The following is a 21,681-nucleotide window of genomic DNA, read 5'->3' on the forward strand; positions in this document are numbered from 1 at the left end:
AGATATAAAAAACTCGATATAAATAATATTTTGGAATTAGTTTATGAGCGCGAATGCGCACCCGGATGCCCTTCCGCCCTTGCTCCATGCCCCCGTCCCTACAGGGCCGCGCCCAGCAAACGGGCTTCCAGGGCCTGTCGGCGCAGGCAGGCGAGCAGCCCGGCGCGGGCCACCGCCTCCGCCTCGCTCGCCAGCAGCGACGCCGCCGCGCTTTCGCGGAATGTCAGCGCGCCGCCGCGGGCGAATGCCGCCTGGAAGGACTCCGCCGCCAGTTCGACAAGACGCAGCGCGAGGGCGAGGAGACGCGGCGCCTCTCCCTGCCCCGCCACGTCGCCCGGCACCCGCGCAGCCTGGCCCAGGTCGAGGTTGGCCTGGGCCAATCGGGTCAAGCCTTCGCGCAGTTGCCCGCACGGGGTCGGCGGCAGGCCGGGCGGCACCAGGATGTCCTCGGGATGCAGCCGCAGCCGCTGGTAATGCAGCCGCTGCCCGGCGGGCAAGAACAGCCCCGAGCCATCGGCGAGGCCGGAGATGTCGATGCCTGCCCGCCCCGTTTCGGCAACAGCGATCAGGTGAGCGCGGGAGGGCGCGTGCCAGGCTGAGATCAGCAAGCGATCCACGTCTTCCACGGCGAAGCAATCGCTACCCCGTCCACCCACCAGGAAACCGCCCCGCCAGTGCTCCTGCGCTTCGGGCTGGGCGCGCCGCAGATCGACCGCCTCGCTCCACAGCCAGCGGCGCTCGACGCTGGCCGGCAACAGGCGGCGCTGCTGTTCAGGACTACCCAGCAGGCGAATGGAAGCGATCTGCAGATGATGCAGGGCCAGGCGCCGTGCCAGCTCGAGTTCCTGCTCGGCCAGGTGGCGGACGCCAGCGAAGATTTCCCCCCAGTCCCGCTCCATGCCGGCGAACACGCGCGGCACTGCCAGCGCCAGCAGTCCACTGTCGCGCAGGCTTGCCGCCCAACCGGCCATGGGTCGCGGTGTCCTGGGGTCGGGCGAGTGGAGCCGGGCTTCGCTCATGCGGCACCTCGAACGGGGAGCGAGGGCCAGGCGTTGGCGCGAGGTAAGCAGGCTCCGGTGATGGAAAGGGACGGGATGTCCTGCTTATAACCCTAATGGATGAAACCCTAACTCATAAATAACCAATAATCCTTAACTAAGAACCGGAGGCATGCGCCCCTGGCAGAACCATGAGGGTGCGTCGGGCAACCGACGCCGGCATCATTCCGGACAGCCGCGAAAACCTCTGTAACGGCTCTGTCATGCGCGTCGTGCGAGGAAACAAATAAGCGGAGAAAAGGGAACCTTATTCGCGCCAAGCTGTTTAAAATCACGCCCGTTTCTGTGCGAGGCCCCTCGCGCAGTCTTTTACCAAGGAGCTACACCACCATGGCACTGACCAAAGACCAACTGATCCAGGACATCGCCGAAGCCATCGACGCGCAGAAGACCACCGTTCGCAGCGCGCTCGACCAGCTCGCCGAGATCGTCAAGGACGCCCTGGAGAACGATGGCGAAATCACCCTGCCGGGTATCGGCAAGCTGAAGGTCTCCGAGCGTCCCGCGCGCACCGGCCGCAACCCGCAGACCGGCAAGGCGATCGAGATCGCTGCCAAGCGTGTAGCCAAGTTCGTTCCGGCCAAGGCGCTGACCGACGCGATCAACGGCTGATAACGGCCGCCGCATCCCGCACGGATGCGCAGGAAAAAAGCGCAGGAGCCTGGCCTCCTGCGCTTTTTTCGTTTTCGGGGAGCCGCTGGCGCTGCCGCCCTCGAGGTTTTCCGCCGGATATTCCTACGGCGTTTGCAGTTGCTCGAGCAACGCATGGCAATCGGCAGCGTGCCAGTCGGCCAGCTCCGGCCAGGGGTTTTCCGGCAGGTTGACCAGCACCGTGCGACTACCCGCGGCGCGTCCGCAGTCGAGGTCGAAACGGTAGTCGCCGACCATCACCAGCTCCGCCGGCGTCACGTTCCAGCGTCGGGCGATGCGCAGCAAGCCATCAGGGTCCGGCTTGGGCCGCGCCTCGCCGCGCCCGAGGATGTGCTCGGTGGGGAAGCAGCCGCCCAGGCCGATCGCTTCGAGGGTGATCAGCGCCAACTGGTGGTCGTTGCGGGTCAGGATGCCCAGGCGCACGCCGCGCCGCTGCAACTCGCGCACCAGTTCCAGTGCGCCCGGCGCCGGCCGCGCGGCCTCGGCCAGGGCGCGCTCGTGTTCGAGCAGCCAGGCGTGCTTGGCCGCCGCCTCGGCCTCGGGCAGGGCGGCGAGGTGCAGCAGGATGTCGTCCTGCTCGGGGATGTCCAGCGCTCGGCGGATCGCCGGGAAGTCGTGCACGGCCCGGGTCAGGGTGCCGTCCATGTCGAACACCCAGTGGCGGATGTCGGCCAGCCTCACGCCCAGTCCTCACGCTTGCGGATCAGGCCTTCCTGGCTCGACGAGGCGACCAGCTGGCCGCTCTGGTTGAAGATGCTGCCGCGCACGAAACCGCGTGCGTTGCCGGCCCAGGGGCTGTCGATGGCGTAGAGCAGCCACTCGTCCGCGCGCAGGTCGCGGTGGAACCACAGGGCGTGGTCGAGGCTGGCGACCTGCATGGTCTTCTGCCACACCGAAACGGCATGGGGCTGCATCGAGGTGGTAAGGAAACCGAAATCCGAGGCGTAGGCCAGCAGGTACTTGTGCAGCGCCGGGACGTCCGGCAGCTTGCCGTCGGCACGGAACCAGAGGTACTTCACCGGTTCGTCGGGCTGCGGGTCGTAGGGGTCGTGCTGGGTGACCGGACGAATCTCGATGGGCTTCGGATACAGCAGCTTGTCGCGGATGCGCTCGGGAATCTGCTCGGCGCGCTGGCGGGTCAGCTCCAGCTCCGAAGGCAAGTTATCCGGGCCGACCACCTCGGGCATCTCGATCTGGTGGTGGAAACCTTCCTCGTCGTACTGGAAGGAGCTGCTCAGGGTGAAGATCGGCTGGCCTTTCTGGATCGCGGTGACCCGGCGGGTGCTGAAGCTGCCGCCGTCGCGCACCCGGTCCACCTGGTAGACCACCGGCATGCTGGCGTCACCGGGACGCAGGAAGTAGCCGTGCATGGAGTGTACGTGGCGATCGTCCTCCACCGTCTGGCTGGCCGCCGACAGTGCCTGGCCCAGGACCTGGCCGCCATAGAGCTGGCGGAAGCCGAGATCCTGGCTCATGCCCCGGAACAGGTTCTCCTCGATGGGTTCCAGGCTCAGCAAAGCCACCAGGTTGTCCAGTATCTGGGTCATGGGGTGTTTCCTCGAATTCGGGCTGTCGACGGGCTAGTCGCGGCGCAAGGCCGGGTACGCGGGCATGTTGCAAAGACGAGTGTCCCACACCGCGCGGCCGAGGGTGAAATGGTAGAGACTGGCCATGGACTCATCCGTTAGTCCAAGCAGCTCATGCACCAGGGGGTCGTAGTAGCAGCCGATACCCGTCCCAGACAGCCCAGCGGCCTCCGCCTCGAGGTAGAGCAACTGGCCGAGCTGCCCGCATTCCCAGTACAGCCGCGGATAGCACCAGGGGCCTTCTTCGAGCGCCGCGCCGAGATGGGCGAGCATGGCGAGCGCGACGCAGCCGTCGCCGGCGATGTCCTGCTGGCAGGAGAGATACGCCGACAGCGCGCGCGCATCGCCTTCCTGCAACAGGTACAGCGGCAACTCCGGATCGACGCGCTGCCAGAGGAAGTCCTCGCGCATCGGCGGCCGCCGCAGGCCGCTGCGATCCAGCCAGTACAACCCCGGCACCAGGCCCCGGACGCGATGGACGAACAGCAGTAGATCGACCCGCGCGGCCTCGCCGGTGACCGCGAAAGGCACCGGCGAGCGCTCCGGCAGCAGCCTGCGCAGCCAGGCCCGCAGCAGTTCGACATCGATGCCGGCGCGCCCGTCCATGCGCTGCGCGCTACGCCGCCGATGCAGCAGCGGTCGCAGCGGCAGGCCGGGGTTGTCGTTGCCGGGCTCGCCCGGTGCGACCCTCCACGGGCGTGCCGGCAGGCGCGGCGCCCGGCATAGCCCATGTATCCGCTGCAACTCCGGCCAGTCCCGGTACTCCCGCGACAGCCGGTTCGGTGCGCCGGCCAATGGCAGGGCCGCCAGCCCTTTGCACAGGCGCGGCGAAAGGGAAGGCTCCTGCGTGAGCGCCGGCCCGATCCAGAACAGTGCGTCGACGCTCTCGCCCTCGGCGAAGCCGTCCCGGTCAAGGCCGAACAGGCCGTCCAGTGCGCTTTCGGCGACGCCGCGCAGCAGGCGCATCTCCCAGCCCTGGATCGCCGCGGCGATCGAGAGGCAGGCCAGCGCGTGGCCGAGGTCATGCTGGCAGTAGCGATAGGCTCGCTCACCGTATTTCCAGGCCTCGCGCCAGGGCACGCTGGTCAATGCCAGGAGGCAACCGCCGGGCGGCAAGCAGTCATCCAGCAGCGAAGCCAGCGGCGCCGGCAGTTCGCCGCGCACCTCCAGGGCATGCTTGTCGGGACGGTAATGGGCGAGCAGCGGCGCCGGCTCCAGGGTACCGCCGGGAAGCAGCAGGTAGGCTTCGGTGGGATGCAGGTTGCCGCTCGACGGATTGACCCGTAGCGCCCAGCGAGTGCCGCCGGCCTCCTTCCAGGCCGACAGCGCCAATCCGTCGTAGAGCATCTGCGAGAGGCTGCGGCGATCGAGCCGAGAGGGCGCGGCCGCCGGCCCGGAAAACACCCCGTCGTAGGGTGGCGACTCCTCCAGCGGCCGATGCAGCAGTTCGACTTGCCGGCAGCCCCGGTACTGGCGGAACGGCGCCGGCTGGGTCGCCCAGTCCAGTCCGCCGGGACCGGGAGCGTAGCGCTCCGGGCGATGCATGCTGAGGCGATGGTAGGAGAGCACCTCGCCGCCGCCGTCGCCCATGTTCACCGCTCCGCCCAGCGGGCCGCGTCGACGCGATAGAGGATATGCCGGCGCATCGGGTGATCCGCTGCCAGGAGTGGGTGGTCGAAATCCTCGGCCGGATCGCGACGCATGCCCAGGCGCTCCATCAAGCCCCAGGAGCGGCGGTTGGGCGGCGTGGTGAAGGCCACCACCTCGGGCAGGCGCAGCCGCTCGAAGGCGAAGTCCAAGGCGGTTTCTGCCGCTTCGCGGGCGAATCCACGGCCCCAGTAGGCGGGCGCCAGGCGCCAGCCGATCTCCACGGTCGGGGCGAAGTGCACGTCCATGGTCACGTCGAACAGGCCGGTGAATCCGATGAACGCCGCCTCGCCCGGTAGCTCCAGGGCCCAGGGCCCGTAGCCACGCTCGGCAAAATGCGCCTGGACGCGATCGACCAAGGCGTCGCTCTGCGCGCGGTCGAGCACACTGGGGAAGAACTCCATTACCTGCGGGTCGGCGCACATCTCGGCGAACGCCTCGCGGTCGCTGTCGCGCCAGGCGCGCAGCAGCAGGCGCGGGCCATGCAGTTCGGAAATGGCGGAAGGGGGAAGGTTCGCGTTCATGGGAGGCCTTTTCGGAAACGGCCGACTCATCTGCGAAGCCAGTCCTCGCGCGTCAACCGGTACAGCACATGATGCCGCAAGCGGTGGCCGGGGGGCAGGTCGGGATGCTCGAAGTCGTCGGTGGGATCGCGATGCATCCCCAAGCGCTCCATCAGTCCCAGGGAGTTCTCGTTGGCCGGTACGGTGAAAGCCACCACCTGGTCCAGGCCAAGGGTATCGAAGGCGTAGCTCAGCGCCGCCTCGGCCGCCTCGTGGGCGAAGCCCTCCGCCCAATGCTCGGCGGCGAGACGCCAGCCGATGGCCACCGCGGGTACGAAGGGCGCATCGAAGTCCACGACCTCCAGCCCCACGTAGCCGATGAAAGGATCGCCGCCCTTGACCTGCAGCGCCCACCAGCCAAAACCGTGCTCGGCGAAGTGCGCGTCGATGCGGCGCAGCAACGCGTCGCTCTGGGCGCGATCCAGGCAGGACGGAAAGAACTCCATCACCCGCGGGTCGGCATTCAGCTCGGCGAACCTGGCTCGGTCCTGCACCAGCCAGGGCCGCAGGATCAGACGGTGGGTATACAGCCGTGGCGAGCGCAGATGCTCGATGCTCAGGCTGGTCAGGTCGGCCATCGCTTGGTTCCTTTCGTTCAACGCACTCCAGAAGGACTATCTGACCGCAGGAATCGGCTGGGGTGCCCGCGAGGGCGGTATTCCGATCTTTGGTCAGGCTTCGCGGAAAAGGCTACCCAACCGGAGTGTAGTCTTTTCCGCGCCTGGACATGCCCGATCCTCGGGCAAAGCGATGACGATTGGTTTACCGCCCGGGCAACGGGCGCAAGCCACGTCAATCCGTGCACTCTTCCACCAGACTCTCGTCCAGGGCGAGGATCGCCAGTTTCACCCCAACGGCGCACTCCTCCACCCAGGCGAACGAGGCGTTCGGGCTGAGGCAGGCATCCTCGAGGCGCCGGCAGCTTTCCACCAGTTGCTCGCCACGCACCACCCTCGCCGCGCCCTTGATCCGATGCGCCAGCTCGGCCAGTTCGCCGGTCTCCTGGCGTTGCACCAGTCCCTCGAGGGTCTCCAGGTCCTTGCGGTTGCTGGTCAGCAGTTCATCGAGCAGCCGCCTGAGCATCGTCGGCTCGCCGCCGGTCAGCGCATGCAGGGAATCCAGGTCGTAGAGACGGGGGTCCGACGGTATCGCGACGGGTTCGGCGTCGATGGTGACGGGCAGGTCGTCGTCGGCAAAGCCCAGGGCCAGAAGACGCTCCTCGAGAACATCGAGGCCGATGGGCTTGATCAGGCACTCGTTCATTCCAGCCTGGATGCAGCGCTCGATCTCCTCCGGCTGGGCGTCCGCGGTGAGGCCGATGATGACCACCGGTTCCTCGCCATTCTCGCGCTCCTCCTGGCGGATCGAGCGGGCGAGGTCGGAGCCGCTCATCAGCGGCATGTGACAGTCGGTGATGACCATGTCGAACGGTTGCCCATGCCACAGGTTGAGAGCGCTCAGGCCGTTTTCCGCCTCCTCTACGTCGTGGCCGAGGAAGCTCAGCTGTTGATGGAGGATCTGCCGGTTGACCGCATGATCGTCCACCACCAGGACCTGCAACCGCCGCGCCTGGCGATTGCCGAGCGGGATCGCCCGCACGCTCTCGACGATCGGTTCCAGCACTTGCAGGCGCAGCTCGACGTCGATCCGCGTCCCCTGCCCCAGCTCGCTGCTCATCACCAGGCGCCCTCCCATCATTTCGCACAGCGAGCGCGAGATCACCAGGCCGAGCCCGGTGCCCTCGGTGTTCTGCAGGTTGCGGTTGACCTGGGCGAAAGGCCGGAACAACTGTTGCTGGTCGCCCAGGGAAATACCGATGCCGGTGTCTTCCACACAGAGATTGACCTGCAACAGCGACGGCTCCACCTGGCGGCCATCGATGCGGATGCGGATCGAGCCCTCGTCGGTGAACTTGATCGCGTTGCTGACCAGGTTGGAGAGGATCTGCTTGAAGCGCATGGCATCCAGCAGTACGTCGCCGTTGATGCTCGAATCGATCTCCAGCACCAGGCTCAGGCGCTTTTGCCGGGCCAGGCCTTCGAATACCCGTGCCACCGATTCCACCAGCTCGCGCAGGTTGGCCCGTTTCGGCGACAGGCTGAGGCGACCTGACTCGATGCGGGCGATGTCGAGAATATCGCCGATCAGCTCCAGCAGGCTCTTCGCCGAGGCATAGGCGATCTCGATGCTGGAACGGTCCACCCGACCGGTCTCGGCACGCTTGAGCGCCAGTTCGAGGATGCCGATCACCGCATTCATCGGCGTGCGTATCTCGTGGCTCATGGTCGCCAGGAAGGTGGTCTTGGCCCGGCTCGCTTCGTCGGCCAGGTTCTTCGCTTCTTCCAGTTCGTCGATCAACTGGCGGTGCTCGGTGATGTCCAGCCAGCCACAGATGACACCGCGGATGGTCCCGTTGGAATCGCGGAACGGCTGGATCCAGTGGTCGATCCAGCGCTCCCGGCCGCCCAGCGCCACCGGGTAGACCGCCTCGATGGTCCTGCCCTCGCGCATGGCCATCAGGTAGCTGCGATGGAACTCCGGAGCGGTCTCGAAGTTTTCCATGGGCAGCTCGAGCACGGTGCGGTTCATCACCTCCTCGGAACTCAGGCCGACGCTCTGCAAGTAGCTGCGGTTGCAGGACAGCATCCGTCCGTTGACATCGCGCACATACAGCGGCGGGGGCATGCAGTCGGTCAGGGCCTCGACGAACCGCAACTGGTCGCTGAGCGCCTGTTCGACCCGCGCGCGCGCCCTGATCTGCCGGCGCTGATAAGTGACCCAGCCCAGGCAGAACAGCAGCAAGGCCGCTGCGATCGCCAGGATCTCGGTGATCACCAGGATGTAGTCGACCCAGGTCTGGCCGCTCATTCCCGGCGGCGAGCGCCAGCGATTGACGATATCGCTCAGGTCGTCCGGCGAGATGCTCAGCAAGGCCTTGTCGAGAATCGACTGGAGTTCGGCGTCGCCTCGGCGAACGGCGAAGTGGGCGGTGGCCGCGCCGATGGGAACCAGGTCGGCGATCGCCAGCCTCTCGCGGAACAACCGGACGATGTAGTAGCGAGCGGTGACCAGCGGCACCACCGCCGCGTCGGCCCGCCCTTCGTAGACCAGGTTCATGGCATCCAGCGCGACGCCGACCTCCACCATCGAGGCCTGCGGATAGCGCTCGCGCACCTGTTGCATGCCCACATGGCCGGCGGGAATCGCTATGCGCTTGCCGTCGAGGCTTCCGGGGCTCTCCGCGCGTCCCTTGTCGTCCGCCCGGGTGACGAGGACGTACGAGGTGGACAGGAACGAGCGGGTGAAACGCAGCATTTCCTCGCGCTTGCTGCTGCGGCTCATGATCGCCAGGTCCGCCTCCTTCCTGGCCAATACGCCGATCTGCTCGGGGAAGCCGCCACTGCGAGGCGTGACCTGGAAATGCAGGCCGGTGCGGCGGGAAATCATGTCCAGCAGGTCGGAGGCGATGCCCGAGAAGGTCTCGTCGGAATTGAAGAAGGCCAGCGGCGCCAGGTCGTCGTTGATGACCAACCGCACCACCGGGTGGCGAGCGATCCAGCGGCTCTCCTGCGGCGTCAGCGCGATACGCTGGCCCGTTGGCAGGGAGCCGCTGCCGACCCAGCGCCTGGCGATGCTTTCGAGACGGTCCTGGTTGATCGCGCCGATGGCCGAGTTGACGACGCGCAACAGGTTCGTATCGCCGCGACGAAGGAGGAAGCCGTAGCCCCCTTCCAGGCGGGCATCGGCAAACCGCTCGAACCTCACGTAGCCGTAATAGGATCGATTGATCCGGTGGTAGGCGCTGAGCACATCGTCGAGATACAGGTCGGTATGTCCGAAAGCCACCGCGGCAACGGCCTCGTCATGGCTGCCGAAGACCACGAAACGCGCCCGCGGGAAACGCTGGCGCAATTCCCCGACATGCTCCCGGGCCACCGCCACGCTGAGTCCGGCGAGATCCTCCGGCGAGTTGCGCTTTTCCCCCATCCGCTTGAACACCGCCAATCGGTCACGGGCGTAGGGTTGGCTGAGCACCAGGGAAGAATCGCCCGCCGAGCTGTAATGGCTGCCAAGCAGGTCGATCTTTCCGGCAGCGAGCGCCGCCACGGCATCCGCATGGGTATCGAAGCTCACGACCTTGATGCGCATGCCGAGCAACTGCCCGACCAGCGTGGCGACGTCCGCCGTTATGCCTTCGTAGTTCTCGTCGTCGAGCCGGACGTTGAAGGGCGAGGTCTCGTCCAGCGCCGCGCCGAGCCTCAGGTGACCCTTGTGGCGCAGCCAGGCCCAGTCGTCCTCGGCGATCGCCATGTCCTCGTGCTCGATGCGCAACTGGCTGAACAGCGTCAGGGACGGATGCGCTTCGACGGCGAACAGGCGTCCGCCCGACAGCAGCAGGCAGAAGAACAGCAGGAATAGTTTTGATCGCATGAAAGGTCTGTGCGGCAGGGCCGGCAGTTGTATGGAAAGGAAACGCGTCCGGCGCGAGGCCCGGCGTTCGGCTAGAGGCAGCCGAGGCCAGGGCGGCGGCGTCAGGATCCGGAGCAATAGTCGAGAAAGTGCTGTTCCGGCATCGGCCGGGCGAACAGATAGCCCTGGGCTATGGAGCAACCGAGTTCGATCAGGCGTACCCGTTGTTCGTCGCTCTCCACCCCTTCCACCACCAGGGAAATTCCCAGCGCCTGAGCCAACGCCACGACACTGCTGATGACGGCGCAACTCCTGGGCTGGGTCTTCATCTTCTGGACGAAGGTTCTGTCCAGCTTGATCTGGCTGAAGGGAAACTCGCAGAGCCGGTCGAGGGACGAATAGCCGGCGCCGAAATCGTCCATCGCCAGGCCGCAGCCCATGATCCGCAGACGCACGAGGTTCTCCAGGCTGCTGGCAGGAGCGCTGATCAACCCGGTCTCGGTGATCTCGAACATCACCGAACTGGGCGGCAGGTGGAACTCGGTCAGCAACGCCGAGATGTTCTCGGCCAGCGCACGCGAACCCAGTTGCGAAGGATGGACGTTGAACGCCAGGTTGATCGGCTGCCCCAACTGCGCCAGCTTCCTGCGCGTCGCCAGACCCTGGCTGAACAGTTGCCAGAACAGTTTGTCGACCAGGTTGTAGGTTTCCATCACATAGAGGAAATGCGACGGCGGCAGTACGCCGAGATGCGGGTGGTTCCAGCGTGCCAGGACCTCGGCGCCGATCAGGCCGCCGCCATCCAGGGCCACCTTGGGCTGGTAGTAGGCTTCGAACTCGCCGTTGTCGAGGCCGCGCACCACGTCCGCCACGGAGGGCAGCTCGGCGACTTCGATCTGTCGCGGCAGGTCCTGGCGACGAGCGTTGTAGCGGGTCAACAGGGCGGTGATCCGCTCCAGGCTGAATGGCTTGCCGAGGTCGCCGAGAAAATTGAGGCCCAGGCACTCGATCATCGAAATGGTGGCCTGGCGCAGGATGGGATCCACCTCGCTGCTGAGGATCACCGAATGGACCTTGCCGCTCAGGCTTGCGTGGCGAAGGAACGCCAGGCCGTCCATGCCGCTCATCTGCAGGTCGCAGATGGCGATGTCGACGTGTCCGCAGGACTCCAGGATCGCCACCGCCTCCTTGCCGTCCGCCGCCTCGAGGATCGATCCGGGCACCACTTTCTTCAGGGCTGTGACGGCTACCAGGCGCTGAAAAGGCTCATCCTCCAACACCAGAACATTCAAATCATTCATCACGGTCCACACAGGGTTTCCAGGAAATACCGGCGATATACTGCTGTGTTTCCCTTACTAGACCTATGGGACAAGTCCCCATGTTTTGTGGGAATTTTCCTACTGATTTGGAGGTTCGGTTGGATTAGCATGGTTCCACATGAAAAACCGAATCGCCCCGCCTCAACAGGCTATTCTGGACGGCGATCTCGGCCTAGCGCCCAACATGGATGACCACCGGCGGCAGCGCCCGGGAAATCGAATCCCGACCCTGCCCCGGTCCCTCAAGGTAAATCGAATTTATGCATACCGTCCTGATCGTCGACGACCACCCCGTCATCCGCCTCGCCGTGCGCGTCCTGCTGGAAAAGCATGGTTTGCAGGTGGTGGCCGAGACGGACAATGGCGTGGATGCCATCCAGTTGGTCCGGGAGCACGAACCGGACGTGGTGATTCTCGACATCGGCATTCCCAAGCTCGACGGCCTGACCGTGATCTCGCGGATCAAGTCGCTGGAACTGCGCACCCAGGTGCTGGTACTCACTTCACAATCCGCAGAGGCGTTCTGCAAGCGCTGTATCCAGGTCGGCGCCCGTGGGTTCGTCAACAAGGAAGAAGACCTGAACAACCTGATCAACGCCCTGAACGCCGTGATCGCTGGCTACACGTTCTTTCCTTCGCTCACGTTCGATACCCTCGGCACCCCGCCGGAGCGCATTTCCGAAAGCGAGCTTATCGGCCTGCTCTCCGACCGCGAGATGATCGTCCTCCAGCATCTCGCCATGGGCTATTCGAACAAGGCCATCGGCGAGAAGCTGTTCCTCAGCAACAAGACCGTCAGCACCTACAAGACCCGCCTGCTGCAGAAGCTCGGCCTGGGTTCGCTGGTCGACCTCGCAGAGTTCGCCAAGCGCAATTCGCTGATCCACTGACCTGGCGCTTCGCTGTCGAAGCCCAGGCCTAGGCACCTTCGGGCAAGCGCGACCGGAAGCCGTTCCTGCCACGCGACGAGCGTCGGCGGATTTCCACAAAGCATGTGGAACCGCCTGTGGATAAGGTGCGAAAAACGCTCCGTGCAGCGCATCGTGCCTGGCCTCCCGACGGTTGATCAGTTCCTGACCAGGCGCACGGCGAGCGGACCAGGTGGCATCGACAAGGCTCGGAGGCGGTCTTCGCCTCGGTTACACTGCACGCCGGTTTCCCCAGGTCTCGCTCGTCGTCCACATGCCCAGTCAAGCATCCTCCCCTTCCCCCCAGGTCGCCATCGTCGGCGGCGGTCCCGCAGGCCTGATGGCCGCGGAGGTCCTGAGCCAGGCGGGCGTACGCACGGAAGTGTTCGACGCCATGCCCTCGGTCGGCCGGAAATTCCTCCTCGCGGGCGTCGGCGGCATGAACATCACCCATGCCGAGGCCAGGGAACAATTCCTCGGCCGCTATGGCAGGCGCCAGAAGGAAATCGCCGCACTGCTCGGCGAATTCGACGCGGATGCGTTGCGCGCCTGGATCCACGGCCTGGGTATCGACACCTTCGTCGGCAGTTCCGGCCGGGTGTTCCCCTCCGACATGAAGGCCGCGCCGTTGCTCCGTGCCTGGCTCAAGCGCCTGCGCGAGCAAGGCGTGCTCATCCATACCCGCTGCCGTTGGCTGGGCTGGAACGCGGACGGTACGCTGGACATCCAGAGCGCCGCCGAGCGCCTGTCGATACGGGCCGACGCCGTGATCCTGGCGCTCGGTGGCGGCAGTTGGCAGCGCCTGGGCTCCGACGGCGCCTGGGTGCCCCTGCTGCGGGCCCGCGGCGTCGAGGTCGAGCCCCTGCGGCCAAGCAATTGCGGTTTCGAGATCGGCGGCTGGAGCGAGCTGTTTCGCGACAAGTTCTCCGGCGCTCCGGTCAAACCGGTGGCCATGGGACTGGCGGGCGAAACGCCGCGCCAGGGCGAATTCGTCGTGACCCGCGACGGTATCGAGGGCAGCCTGGTCTATGCCCTCTCCGCCGCCATCCGCGAACGGATCGAGGCACAGGGATCGGCCGAAGTATGGCTGGACCTGTTGCCGAACAGGCGTCGCGAGCAGATCGAGGCAGCCCTGGCTCGCCCGCGCGGCTCCAGGTCGATGGCCAATCACCTGCGCAGCCAGTTGGGCATCGATGGGGTTCGGGCCGGCCTCCTGCGTGAACTCACCCCCGCCGCCACCTATGCCGAGCCGGCCCGCCTGGCGGTGGCGATCAAGCGCCTGCCGCTGACGCTGCTGCGCCCGCGTCCGCTGGACGAGGCGATCAGCAGCGCCGGCGGCGTGCGCTTCGAGGCGCTCGACCGCAACCTGATGCTCGCTGGCTTGCCCGGCGTGTTCTGCGTCGGGGAAATGCTCGACTGGGAGGCGCCCACCGGCGGCTACCTGTTGACCGCCTGCTTCGCCAGCGGGCGCGTGGCCGGACTCGGCGCGCTGGCCTGGTTGCGCGGCAGGCGCTAGAGACCGGTACGCCAGCGCCTCGCTATTTGCCGGACGGCCGCTTCTTCGGCTTGCCCGCCGCGCCCGCGCCGAAGCCCGGCGCCTTGCGCACCGCCTTGACCGTCGGCGCGCTGCTGTCGAACCAACTGCCCAAGTGGATCTTGCCGGGCTTGCCGGCGCTCTCCGCGGCCTTGGGTTTCTTCGGTTTCTTCGGTTTCTTCAGCACCACGCCGCCCGGTGCGGTCTGCGGCACCCGGTGCTCCGGCTCGAAGTCGGGCTCCTCGCGTCGCTGCAGGGTCTGCCCGATCAGTGTCTCGATCGCCGCCAGCAGCTCCACTTCGTCGGCGCAGACCAGCGACACCGCCTGGCCGGAGGCACCGGCACGGCCGGTACGGCCGATGCGATGCACGTAGTCCTCGGCGACGATCGGCAGGTCGAAGTTGACCACCAGCGGCATTTCCTCGATATCCAGGCCACGCGCGGCCACGTCGGTGGCTACCAGCAGGTCTACCTCGCCGGCCTTGAACCGCTGCAAGGCGCGCAGCCGCGCCGGCTGCGGCTTGTCGCCATGGATCGAGTCGGCGGCGATACCCTGCCGCTGCAACAGTCCGACCAGTTCCTCGACGCTCTTGCGGGTCTTGGCGAAGACCAGCGCCTGGCGCCAGCGATTGGCCTGCAACAGGTGGCAGAACAGCTCGGCCTTGCGCTTCTTGTCCACCGGCACCAGCCATTGCCTGACGCTCTTCGCCGCGGTATTGCGCGGACTGACCTCGATGGACAGCGGGTCGCGCAGCAGTTCACGGGCCAGCGTGCGGATGGCGTCGGAGAAGGTCGCGGAAAACAGCAGGGTCTGGCGCTTGCGCGGCAGCGCGGCGAACAGTTCGTCCAGCTCGCGGGCGAAACCGAGGTCGAGCATGCGATCGGCTTCGTCCAGCACCAACGCCTGGAGCTGGGCGAACTTCACCGCGTTCTGCCGATACAGGTCGAGCAGCCGCCCGGGAGTGGCGACGAGGATATCCACTCCCTTGCGCAGCTTCATCATCTGCGGGTTGATGCTGACCCCACCGTAGGCCACCGCGGTACGCAGCGGCAGGTGCTGGCCGTAGTCGCGGACGCTGGCGTGGACCTGCTCGGCCAGTTCGCGGGTCGGAACCAGGACCAGTGCGCGCACCGAGTTCGCAGCGACCTGCGGCCCCTCTAGGGTCAGCCGCTGCAGCAACGGCAGGGCGAAACCGGCGGTCTTGCCGGTGCCGGTCTGTGCTGCGGCGAGCAGGTCGCGGCCCTTGAGCGCCGGGGGTATGGCTTGGGCCTGGATCGGCGTAGGCGTGCCGTGGCCGAGCCCTTCGAGGGCCTTGAGCAGGGGGTCGAGCAGACCGAGGGAAGCGAACGTCATGAGCGACTCGGAAAAAAGGAAACGGACGGCATTCTAGCGGATTCGCCGTCTCCCATCGTCCTCTGGAGCGCGGCCGGTCAGCCCTTGAGCAGCAGTCCGCCCTCGATCGGCACGTAGCGCGACGCCGCTCGGATCAGCGCGTTGGCGGTCAGGCCAGGCACCCCGTAGGCCGTAGCCACGACGCCGTGGGCGCGGATGACCTTCTCCAGCAGCAGATCGAAGTCGCCGTCACCGGACAGCAGCACCACTTCGTCCACCCGTGGCGCGGCATCCAGTACGTCGATGGTGATGCCGACATCCCAGTCCCCCTTGGCCGAGCCGTCGGCACGCTGGATGTAGGGCTTCAGCTTCACCGTGAAACCGAGGTTGCGCAGAATCTGCTGGAACTGCTGCTGACGCGGGTCGCCGCGGTCGATGGCGTAGGCATAGGCCTCGACGATGCTCCCGCCGCGAGCGATGTCTGCCCACAGGGCGGCGTAGTTGAGATGGCAGCCGTAGGCCTGGCGCACGGTGTAGTAGAGGTTCTGCACATCGGCGAAGACAGCGATCTTCTTCGCCGCGGGCGACTCGGGACGACTCAAGGGGAACTCCGGAACGACGGCAGTGGGCCACCATTATCGCAGCCCACGGCCCGCAACCCTAACGGTCAGGTGAACAAATCGTCGTCGCCGAGGAAGCTGGAGTCGTCGTTGAAGTCGCTATCGCTGAAATCGCCATCGGCGAAACCGCCGTCGGTGGGATAGTCGCTATCGGCGAAACGCTCGGTCGCCGGCTCGGGATCGGCAAACTGACTGGCGTCGAGGTTATCCACCGGGACGTCCTGGATCACCTCGACGATTTCCTGCGGTTGGCTGTGGCGGAACATGCCGGTGAGCAGGTCGGCCACCAGCATCCCGCCAGCGACCCCGGCGGCCGTCTGCAACGCGCCGCCGAGAAAACCGCTGGCCCGCGAAGGCGCGGCCGCCGCGGCGGGCGCCATACCCGGACGCATGTCGCCGGCCGCCACCGCCGGATTGGAGAAACGCGTCTCGCCCCAGCCCGCCGGGCGCCCCGATTGGCTCGGCGCCGGCTCGTCGCGCGCGCCGCCGCCGAACAGGCCGGAGAGGAAGCCGCCGCTGCTCGGACGGCTCTGCTGCAACTGGGCGACCTGCGCCTCGAGCTCCTTCACCCGTTGGTCGAGGCGCTTCAGCGCGGCTTCCTGGATCAGCACCACCTGCGCCATGTAGTACGGCGCCGCCGGCTGCCGCACCAGGTGCTGGTTGATCTGCGCCTCGGCCTCGGCGTCACGCGGAGCGGACTGCCCCTCGGCCTCGCGCAGGCGGCTGAACAGGCCGTCGATCAGGGTTTTCTCATCGGATTTCATCGCACGCCTCGACTGCATTTCGAGAAGGAAGGATGGATTGCACCAAAGGGAAATATTGGAGCACCCTGCACGATCTCAAGTTCCTCCGGTGAATTCCCGATGAATGACCACGCCCAGCGCTCCGCACGGCCCCAGGTCGCCCTGCTGATCGTCGACCTGCAACGCGGCATGCAGCGCGACGACCTGCCGCCGCGCAACAATCCCGGCGCCGAGGCGCGCATCGTCGAACTGCTTGCCGCCTGGCGCGCCGCCGGCTGGCCGGTGGTGCACGTCCGGCACATTTCCCGGCAGCCCGGCTCGCCCTTCGCGCCCGGCCAGCCCGGCGTGGAGTTCCAGCCAGCGCTGGCGCCGCGCGACGACGAGGCGGTGTTCGAGAAGAACGTTCCCGACGCCTTTATCAACAGCGGCCTGCAACGCTGGCTCCATGTCCGCGACATCCGCCAGGTGGCGCTCGTCGGAGTAGCCACGGAGAACTCGGTGGAAGCCAGCGCACGAAGCGCCGGCAACCTCGGTTTCCAGACCTGGGTAGTGGCCGACGCCTGCTTCACCTTCGCCAAGCCCGATTTCCATGGCACCCCGCGCAGCGCCGACGAGGTACATGCGATGGCGTTGGCCAACCTGCACGGCGAGTACGCCGTGGTACTGCGCGCCGCCGAACTGTTGCAGCGCTTGCCGGCCTGACTGTCTGCCGGGCAACAGCGGGACAACAGGGCTGTCCGGCAGAAGACAGGCCGCCTCCGCCATATCCCCCATAAGCCATTGATTCGAAAACATGAATCCGGGATGGCACGGTTCCTTCATAGACACCGGACCACGCCCCTACCCGGAGATACCCCCGATGAGCCAAGAGCAACAGCCGATCCGCTTCGCCTACTGGGTCCCCAACGTCAGCGGCGGCCTGGTGGTGAGCAAGATCGAGCAGCGCACCAGCTGGGACATCGACTACAACCGCAAGCTGGCCCAGTTGGCGGAACGCAACGGCTTCGACTACGCCCTCTCGCAGATCCGCTTCACCGCCGGCTACGGCGCCGAGTACCAGCACGAGTCGGTGGCCATCAGCCACGCCCTGCTGGCGGCCACCGAGAAGCTCAAGGTGATCGCGGCGATCCTGCCTGGCCCCTGGCATCCTGCGGTGGTGGCCAAGCAACTGGCGACGATCGACCAACTGACCAATGGCCGGGTCGCGGTGAACATCGTCAGCGGCTGGTTCAAGGGAGAGTTCACCGGCATCGGCGAACCCTGGCTGGAGCACGACGAACGCTATCGGCGCTCCGAGGAGTTCATCCGCGTGCTGAAAGGCATCTGGACCGAGGAAAACTTCACCTTCAAGGGCGATTTCTATCGTTTCCACGACTACACCCTGAAACCCAAGCCGATCCAGCAGCCGCACCCGGAAATCTTCCAGGGCGGCAGCTCGCGGGCGGCGCGGGACATGGCCTCGCGCGTGTCCGACTGGTACTTCACCAACGGCAACAGCATCGACGGCATCCGCGCCCAGGTCGAGGACATCCGCGCCAAGGCGGCGGCCAACGGCCATTCGGTCAAGGTCGGAGTGAACGCCTTCATCATTGCCCGCGACACCGAGGAGGAAGCGCGGGCGGTGCTCGACGAGATCATCGCCAAGGCCGACTACGAGGCGGTGAACGCCTTCGGCGACGCGGTGAAACAGGCCGGCAAGGCCTCGCCGGAGGGCGATGGCAACTGGGCCAAATCCACCTTCGAAGACCTGGTGCAGTACAACGACGGCTTCAAGACCAACCTGATCGGCACGCCACGGCAGATCGCCGAGCGCATCGTCGCGCTGAAGGCGGCCGGGGTCGACCTGGTGCTGTCGGCCTTCCTGCACTTCCACGAAGAAGTGGAGTATTTCGGCAAGCACGTGTTGCCGCTGGTCCGCGAACTGGAGCAGGCCCAGGCTCGCGAAGCGGCCTGAACGGCAACGGCGGCCGCCAGGCGTTGGCCTCGGCGGCCGGCTGGGTTAGAGTCGCGGGCTCGTATCCGATCTGCCGACCCGCGATGAATCCTCTGCTGCCGCTGCGTGACGCCTGGTTCTTCTTCACCCGCCACCTGACCACCCTGGTGCCGCTCTGCCTGCCCTGGATATTCCTCGAAAGCCTGCTCCAGCAGCAGATCGACGAAGCCGTCGGCCCCCAGCAGATGGGCGCCTGGAGCCTGGTCGCCGGACTGCTCTTCTACCCGCTCTACACCGCAGCCCTGATCCTGTTCATGGACGCGCGCGGGCGCGACGAGCGGCCTCGCGTCGGCCAGCTGTGGAGCGCCGCGCTGCGCCTGTGGCCAGCCTTCGCGCTACTCGCGGCGCTGACTTCGCTGCTGATCGTGCTCGGCCTGTCGCTGCTGATCCTGCCGGGCATCTTCGTCATGGTGAAGCTGTCCTTCGCCGAATTCTGCCTGGTGCTGCGCGGCCGTAGTCCGCTGCAGGCGCTGCGGGAAAGCTTCGAGTTCACCCGTGGGCGATTCTTCCTGATCCTCGCCTGTTCGCTGGTGATCCTGCTGCCGGTCTGGAGCCTGGAAGCCTGGCTCGCCGATTCGGCCGGCGACGCCGTCGTGCTGCGGGTCGCCCTGCATACGCTCAGCGGGTTCTTCCAGCTGCTGTTGACCATCGTCGCCTTCCGCATCTACAGCCTCGGTCCGGCGCCACGCAACGGGATGTGAACGGCGCCGCGCGCCGATTCGCCGCGCTGGCCTATGCTTGACGAGCCCTGCCTCGAGGAACGGACCATGAGCGACGAATCGGCCAACCCCAGCTGCATTTCCCACCTGTCCATCGGCACCAACGACTTTCCCCGTGCCCGAGCCTTCTACGACGCGGTGATGGCCGCCCTCGGCTGCAAGGTGATCCTCGAATACCCCGGCGCCGTGGCCTACGGCAAGCTCTATCCGGAGTTCTGGGTGCAGGCGCCGATCGACGGCCGTCCCGCCAGCGTCGGCAACGGCAGCCACGTCGGCTTCTTCGCCGACAGCAAGGCCCAGGTCGACGCCTTCCACGCCGCGGCCCTGGCCGCCGGCGCAGACGACGAGGGCGCGCCGGGCCCGCGTCCGCTTTACGGCGAGCCCTACTACGGGTGTTTCATCCGCGACCTCGACGGGCACAAGGTCGAGGCCTCCTACTGGGACATGAGCCAGGGCTTCGACGCCCACGACCACGCCCACTGAACACCGTCAGGGTTGCGGCTTGAGTCCCGACAGGCGCGGCACCAGCAGCTTTTCGAAGAGACGCGGAAAGAAGCGCGCCAGCAGCCGCGCCCGCCAGTTGACGTTGGACAGCACCAGCAGGCGCCGGCGCCGCGCGGCGCCCTGGAAGATCGCCTCGGCGACCTCCACCGGCGATGCCACCTGGCTGCCCAGCACTTGCACCGGCTGGCGAGTCACCGAGCCATCGCCGACCAGCGCATTCTTGCGCAGGTCGGTGGCGGTGAATCCCGGGCAGGCCAGGGTCACGCTGACGCCGGTGCCTTCCAGCTCCATCCGCAGGGTATCGAACAGACCGTGCAAGGCATGCTTGCTGGCGTTGTAGGCGCTGCGGTAGAGCAACGGGGCGAAGCCGGTCAGCGAACCGAGCACGACGATCTGCCCGCGCCGTTCGAGCAGGCTCGGCAGCGCCGCGCGGGTGCAATGCACGGCGCCGAAGAAGTTCACCGCCATGACCTTGCGGAAAACCCCCAGGCCGGTTTCGGCGAAGGTACCGCGGTGGGTGATGCCGGCGTTGTTGACCAGCACGTCGATGCCGCCGAAGCGCTCCACCGCCAGCGCCACGGCGCGCTCCACCGCATCGGCGTCGGCGACGTCGCAGCGCAGGCCGAGCGCCTCGCCGCCGAGGTGGTCGCGCAGGTGCTGGACCAGGCTGTCCAGCGCCGCCTGGTCGAGGTCGAGGATCGCCAGTCGCGCACCGGCCCGGGCGAAACGCAGCGCCAGCGCGCGACCGATGCCGGAACAACCACCACTGACCAGCACCACCTTGTGGCGGTAGGCTTGGCTGCTGAATACCTTGCGCGGCATGCGATACCCTCCCGCTCGAAAAAACGCGAACCCTTGCGTCAATTCGACCGGCAAGGGTGAAATGCGCGGCGGCAAGCTCTATGCTCTGGTCCTTTCCAGCATAGTCTCGATTGCGATGTCACTGCCCCGTCTACGCAACCTGCTGTTCGTCGGCCTGCTCCTGCTGGTCGGCGGTGCCCTGCTCGCCAGCTACCTGCTGAGCTGGCAACCCGCCGATCGCGAAGCCGCGCCCCTGCATTGCCAGGGCGCCGCGCCGGCGCTGAAGCCGGGGCAGGCCCTGAAGGTGATGACCTGGAACATCCAGTACCTGGCCGGCAAGCGCTACGTCTTCTGGGACGACCTGCCGGATGCCACCGGCCCGGACCAGCGCCCCACCGCCGAAGACCTGGCGTTCACCCTCGACGAGGTGGTCCGGGTGATCCGCGACGAGCAGCCGGACCTGGTCCTGCTCCAGGAGATCGACGACGGCTCCAGCGCCACCGACGATCAGGACCAACTGGCGCTGATCCAGGAGCGCATCAACGATCTCTACCATTGCAGCGCCCAGGCCTACGAGTGGAAGTCGGCCTTCGTGCCGACGCCGCACATCTTCGGCAGCGTCGGCCGCAAGCAGGCCACCCTGAGCCGCTATCGCATCGATAGCGCCGAGCGGCGCCAGTTGCCGCCACGCGACGGCGGGCTGTTCGACCGCCTGTTCGGACCGCGCCCGGCGATCCTGGTCAGCCACCTACCGATCGACGGCGGCGGCGAGCTGGCCGTGCTCAACGCCCGCTTCGACCGCCCGCAGGCGAACGACGACACCCTCGAGCGCCAGGTCGAGACCACCCGTACGCTGCTCGACGAACTGCAGGCCAGGCGCACGCCCTGGCTGCTCGGCGGCGACCTCAACCTGCTGCCGCCCGGCCAGTATCCCTACCTGCTGGCGCCGCTGCGCGCGCCCTACCGGGAAGACAGCGAACTGGCCATCCTGAGCGGGCGCTTCCCGATGGTGCCGTCGCTGGAAGAGGCCAGTGGCGTCGACCAGGTTCGCTGGTACACGCACTTCCCCAACGACCCACGGGTCCAGGGGCCGGATCGGACCCTCGACTACCTGTTCCACAGCCCCTCGCTGACCCGTCTCGATGCCCGGGTCCGGCGCAGCGATACGCTGCAGATCTCCAACCACCTGCCGCTCGCCGCGCGCTTCCTGCTGCCCCATTGACCGGGCGCGCGCCGGGCTGGACAAGCGGCCCGGCGCGCCGCATGCTTCGCCCCCATTCATAACAACA

20 protein-coding genes are annotated in these 21,681 nt (G+C 66.8%); 8 read left to right on the forward strand and 12 right to left on the reverse strand.

The features are described 5' to 3' along the window. Nucleotides 1–98 precede the first annotated feature (98 nt). Complete coding sequence (locus HMPREF2914_RS17970) at nucleotides 99–1,019, reverse strand: acyl-CoA dehydrogenase family protein (protein WP_003143037.1); 921 nt, start codon at nucleotides 1,017–1,019, stop codon at nucleotides 99–101. A 324-nt stretch (nucleotides 1,020–1,343) separates the two neighbouring features. Between HMPREF2914_RS17970 and HMPREF2914_RS17975 the strand changes: the two genes are divergently transcribed. Continuing rightward, nucleotides 1,344–1,670, forward strand: a complete 327-nt coding sequence (locus HMPREF2914_RS17975) for an HU family DNA-binding protein (RefSeq protein WP_223198316.1) — start codon at nucleotides 1,344–1,346, stop codon at nucleotides 1,668–1,670. 123 nt (nucleotides 1,671–1,793) lie between these two features. Here HMPREF2914_RS17975 and HMPREF2914_RS17980 read toward each other — a convergent pair whose 3' ends face one another. The 7 genes from HMPREF2914_RS17980 to rocR all read right to left on the reverse strand — a co-directional run bounded on the left by HMPREF2914_RS17980 (nucleotide 1,794) and on the right by rocR (nucleotide 11,216). After that, on the reverse strand, nucleotides 1,794–2,390 hold the full coding sequence (locus tag HMPREF2914_RS17980) for an HAD family hydrolase (protein WP_003107576.1): 597 nt from the start codon (nucleotides 2,388–2,390) through the stop codon (nucleotides 1,794–1,796). Then, complete coding sequence (gene tesB, locus HMPREF2914_RS17985) at nucleotides 2,387–3,256, reverse strand: acyl-CoA thioesterase II (RefSeq protein WP_023092460.1); 870 nt, start codon at nucleotides 3,254–3,256, stop codon at nucleotides 2,387–2,389. Before tesB ends, HMPREF2914_RS17980 begins: the two co-directional genes overlap by 4 nt. A gap of 33 nt (nucleotides 3,257–3,289) precedes the next feature. After that, entirely contained in the window at nucleotides 3,290–4,885 is a 1,596-nt protein-coding gene (locus tag HMPREF2914_RS17990) for a SagB/ThcOx family dehydrogenase (RefSeq protein ID WP_023092459.1), read from the reverse strand. Nucleotides 4,886–4,887: 2 nt separating this feature from the next. Beyond that, entirely contained in the window at nucleotides 4,888–5,466 is a 579-nt protein-coding gene (locus HMPREF2914_RS17995; protein WP_003110395.1) for a GNAT family N-acetyltransferase, read from the reverse strand. A gap of 26 nt (nucleotides 5,467–5,492) precedes the next feature. Further along, nucleotides 5,493–6,083: a GNAT family N-acetyltransferase gene (locus HMPREF2914_RS18000; protein ID WP_003110394.1), complete on the reverse strand. Its 591-nt coding sequence runs from the start codon at nucleotides 6,081–6,083 to the stop codon at nucleotides 5,493–5,495. Nucleotides 6,084–6,297: 214 nt separating this feature from the next. Further along, nucleotides 6,298–9,936, reverse strand: coding sequence for a transporter substrate-binding domain-containing protein (locus HMPREF2914_RS18005; protein WP_023092458.1), 3,639 nt, complete (start codon nucleotides 9,934–9,936; stop codon nucleotides 6,298–6,300). A gap of 101 nt (nucleotides 9,937–10,037) precedes the next feature. Further along, the gene (gene rocR / locus HMPREF2914_RS18010) at nucleotides 10,038–11,216 is read right to left on the reverse strand and encodes a two-component system response regulator cyclic di-GMP-specific phosphodiesterase RocR (protein WP_003106013.1); all 1,179 of its coding nucleotides are present in this window, start codon (nucleotides 11,214–11,216) and stop codon (nucleotides 10,038–10,040) included. Between the two features lie 281 nt (nucleotides 11,217–11,497). Here rocR and HMPREF2914_RS18015 point away from each other — a divergent pair, with 281 nt between their 5' ends. Together HMPREF2914_RS18015 and HMPREF2914_RS18020 are read left to right on the forward strand one after the other, a co-directional pair. Then, nucleotides 11,498–12,127, forward strand: a complete 630-nt coding sequence (locus HMPREF2914_RS18015; RefSeq protein WP_003093094.1) for a response regulator transcription factor — start codon at nucleotides 11,498–11,500, stop codon at nucleotides 12,125–12,127. 292 nt (nucleotides 12,128–12,419) lie between these two features. Next, nucleotides 12,420–13,661 carry a TIGR03862 family flavoprotein gene (locus tag HMPREF2914_RS18020; protein WP_023092457.1) on the forward strand — a complete coding sequence of 414 codons (1,242 nt, stop codon included), beginning with the start codon at nucleotides 12,420–12,422 and terminating at the stop codon, nucleotides 13,659–13,661. Nucleotides 13,662–13,683: 22 nt separating this feature from the next. Here HMPREF2914_RS18020 and HMPREF2914_RS18025 read toward each other — a convergent pair whose 3' ends face one another. From HMPREF2914_RS18025 to HMPREF2914_RS18035, 3 genes are all read right to left on the reverse strand, one after another. Then, nucleotides 13,684–15,033, reverse strand: coding sequence for an RNA helicase RhlE1 (locus HMPREF2914_RS18025; RefSeq protein ID WP_023092456.1), 1,350 nt, complete (start codon nucleotides 15,031–15,033; stop codon nucleotides 13,684–13,686). Nucleotides 15,034–15,110: 77 nt separating this feature from the next. After that, nucleotides 15,111–15,614, reverse strand: coding sequence for a LabA-like NYN domain-containing protein (locus HMPREF2914_RS18030; RefSeq protein ID WP_003093104.1), 504 nt, complete (start codon nucleotides 15,612–15,614; stop codon nucleotides 15,111–15,113). Nucleotides 15,615–15,679: 65 nt separating this feature from the next. Next, nucleotides 15,680–16,396, reverse strand: coding sequence for a DUF2076 domain-containing protein (locus HMPREF2914_RS18035; protein WP_023092455.1), 717 nt, complete (start codon nucleotides 16,394–16,396; stop codon nucleotides 15,680–15,682). A gap of 99 nt (nucleotides 16,397–16,495) precedes the next feature. On the opposite strand from HMPREF2914_RS18035, the gene HMPREF2914_RS18040 reads away from it, so the two are divergent. The 4 genes from HMPREF2914_RS18040 to HMPREF2914_RS18055 all read left to right on the forward strand — a co-directional run bounded on the left by HMPREF2914_RS18040 (nucleotide 16,496) and on the right by HMPREF2914_RS18055 (nucleotide 19,570). Then, complete coding sequence (locus HMPREF2914_RS18040) at nucleotides 16,496–17,077, forward strand: cysteine hydrolase family protein (RefSeq protein WP_003110389.1); 582 nt, start codon at nucleotides 16,496–16,498, stop codon at nucleotides 17,075–17,077. 157 nt (nucleotides 17,078–17,234) lie between these two features. Then, nucleotides 17,235–18,329, forward strand: coding sequence for a dimethylsulfone monooxygenase SfnG (gene sfnG / locus HMPREF2914_RS18045; protein WP_003093107.1), 1,095 nt, complete (start codon nucleotides 17,235–17,237; stop codon nucleotides 18,327–18,329). An 83-nt stretch (nucleotides 18,330–18,412) separates the two neighbouring features. Then, nucleotides 18,413–19,069: a DUF7847 domain-containing protein gene (locus HMPREF2914_RS18050; RefSeq protein WP_003106831.1), complete on the forward strand. Its 657-nt coding sequence runs from the start codon at nucleotides 18,413–18,415 to the stop codon at nucleotides 19,067–19,069. Nucleotides 19,070–19,135: 66 nt separating this feature from the next. After that, complete coding sequence (locus tag HMPREF2914_RS18055; RefSeq protein WP_003093109.1) at nucleotides 19,136–19,570, forward strand: VOC family protein; 435 nt, start codon at nucleotides 19,136–19,138, stop codon at nucleotides 19,568–19,570. A gap of 6 nt (nucleotides 19,571–19,576) precedes the next feature. Here HMPREF2914_RS18055 and HMPREF2914_RS18060 read toward each other — a convergent pair whose 3' ends face one another. After that, nucleotides 19,577–20,413, reverse strand: a complete 837-nt coding sequence (locus HMPREF2914_RS18060; protein ID WP_003106828.1) for an SDR family oxidoreductase — start codon at nucleotides 20,411–20,413, stop codon at nucleotides 19,577–19,579. A 61-nt stretch (nucleotides 20,414–20,474) separates the two neighbouring features. Between HMPREF2914_RS18060 and HMPREF2914_RS18065 the strand changes: the two genes are divergently transcribed. Continuing rightward, a complete protein-coding gene (locus HMPREF2914_RS18065; RefSeq protein WP_003106827.1) occupies nucleotides 20,475–21,614 on the forward strand; it encodes an endonuclease/exonuclease/phosphatase family protein in 1,140 nt (379 codons plus the stop codon). The last annotated feature ends 67 nt before the right edge of the window (nucleotides 21,615–21,681 follow it).

The organism is Pseudomonas sp. HMSC067G02 (assembly GCF_001813485.1).
Classification (GTDB): domain Bacteria; phylum Pseudomonadota; class Gammaproteobacteria; order Pseudomonadales; family Pseudomonadaceae; genus Pseudomonas; species Pseudomonas aeruginosa.

What these genes read in the sequence shown, in the direction of transcription:
- rocR (WP_003106013.1), bottom strand. Translation starts at nt 11,216, where the DNA reads ATGAATGATTTGAATGTTCTGGTGTTGGAGGATGAGCCTTTTCAGCGC.
- HMPREF2914_RS18005 (WP_023092458.1), bottom strand. Translation starts at nt 9,936, where the DNA reads ATGCGATCAAAACTATTCCTGCTGTTCTTCTGCCTGCTGCTGTCGGGC.
- HMPREF2914_RS17990 (WP_023092459.1), bottom strand. Translation starts at nt 4,885, where the DNA reads ATGGGCGACGGCGGCGGCGAGGTGCTCTCCTACCATCGCCTCAGCATG.
- HMPREF2914_RS18035 (WP_023092455.1), bottom strand. Translation starts at nt 16,396, where the DNA reads ATGAAATCCGATGAGAAAACCCTGATCGACGGCCTGTTCAGCCGCCTG.
- HMPREF2914_RS18055 (WP_003093109.1), top strand. Translation starts at nt 19,136, where the DNA reads ATGAGCGACGAATCGGCCAACCCCAGCTGCATTTCCCACCTGTCCATC.
- HMPREF2914_RS18020 (WP_023092457.1), top strand. Translation starts at nt 12,420, where the DNA reads ATGCCCAGTCAAGCATCCTCCCCTTCCCCCCAGGTCGCCATCGTCGGC.
- HMPREF2914_RS18050 (WP_003106831.1), top strand. Translation starts at nt 18,413, where the DNA reads ATGAATCCTCTGCTGCCGCTGCGTGACGCCTGGTTCTTCTTCACCCGC.
- HMPREF2914_RS18065 (WP_003106827.1), top strand. Translation starts at nt 20,475, where the DNA reads ATGCGCGGCGGCAAGCTCTATGCTCTGGTCCTTTCCAGCATAGTCTCG.
- HMPREF2914_RS18015 (WP_003093094.1), top strand. Translation starts at nt 11,498, where the DNA reads ATGCATACCGTCCTGATCGTCGACGACCACCCCGTCATCCGCCTCGCC.
- HMPREF2914_RS17970 (WP_003143037.1), bottom strand. Translation starts at nt 1,019, where the DNA reads ATGAGCGAAGCCCGGCTCCACTCGCCCGACCCCAGGACACCGCGACCC.
- HMPREF2914_RS18060 (WP_003106828.1), bottom strand. Translation starts at nt 20,413, where the DNA reads ATGCCGCGCAAGGTATTCAGCAGCCAAGCCTACCGCCACAAGGTGGTG.
- HMPREF2914_RS18040 (WP_003110389.1), top strand. Translation starts at nt 16,496, where the DNA reads ATGAATGACCACGCCCAGCGCTCCGCACGGCCCCAGGTCGCCCTGCTG.
- tesB (WP_023092460.1), bottom strand. Translation starts at nt 3,256, where the DNA reads ATGACCCAGATACTGGACAACCTGGTGGCTTTGCTGAGCCTGGAACCC.
- HMPREF2914_RS18000 (WP_003110394.1), bottom strand. Translation starts at nt 6,083, where the DNA reads ATGGCCGACCTGACCAGCCTGAGCATCGAGCATCTGCGCTCGCCACGG.
- HMPREF2914_RS18025 (WP_023092456.1), bottom strand. Translation starts at nt 15,033, where the DNA reads ATGACGTTCGCTTCCCTCGGTCTGCTCGACCCCCTGCTCAAGGCCCTC.
- HMPREF2914_RS17995 (WP_003110395.1), bottom strand. Translation starts at nt 5,466, where the DNA reads ATGAACGCGAACCTTCCCCCTTCCGCCATTTCCGAACTGCATGGCCCG.
- sfnG (WP_003093107.1), top strand. Translation starts at nt 17,235, where the DNA reads ATGAGCCAAGAGCAACAGCCGATCCGCTTCGCCTACTGGGTCCCCAAC.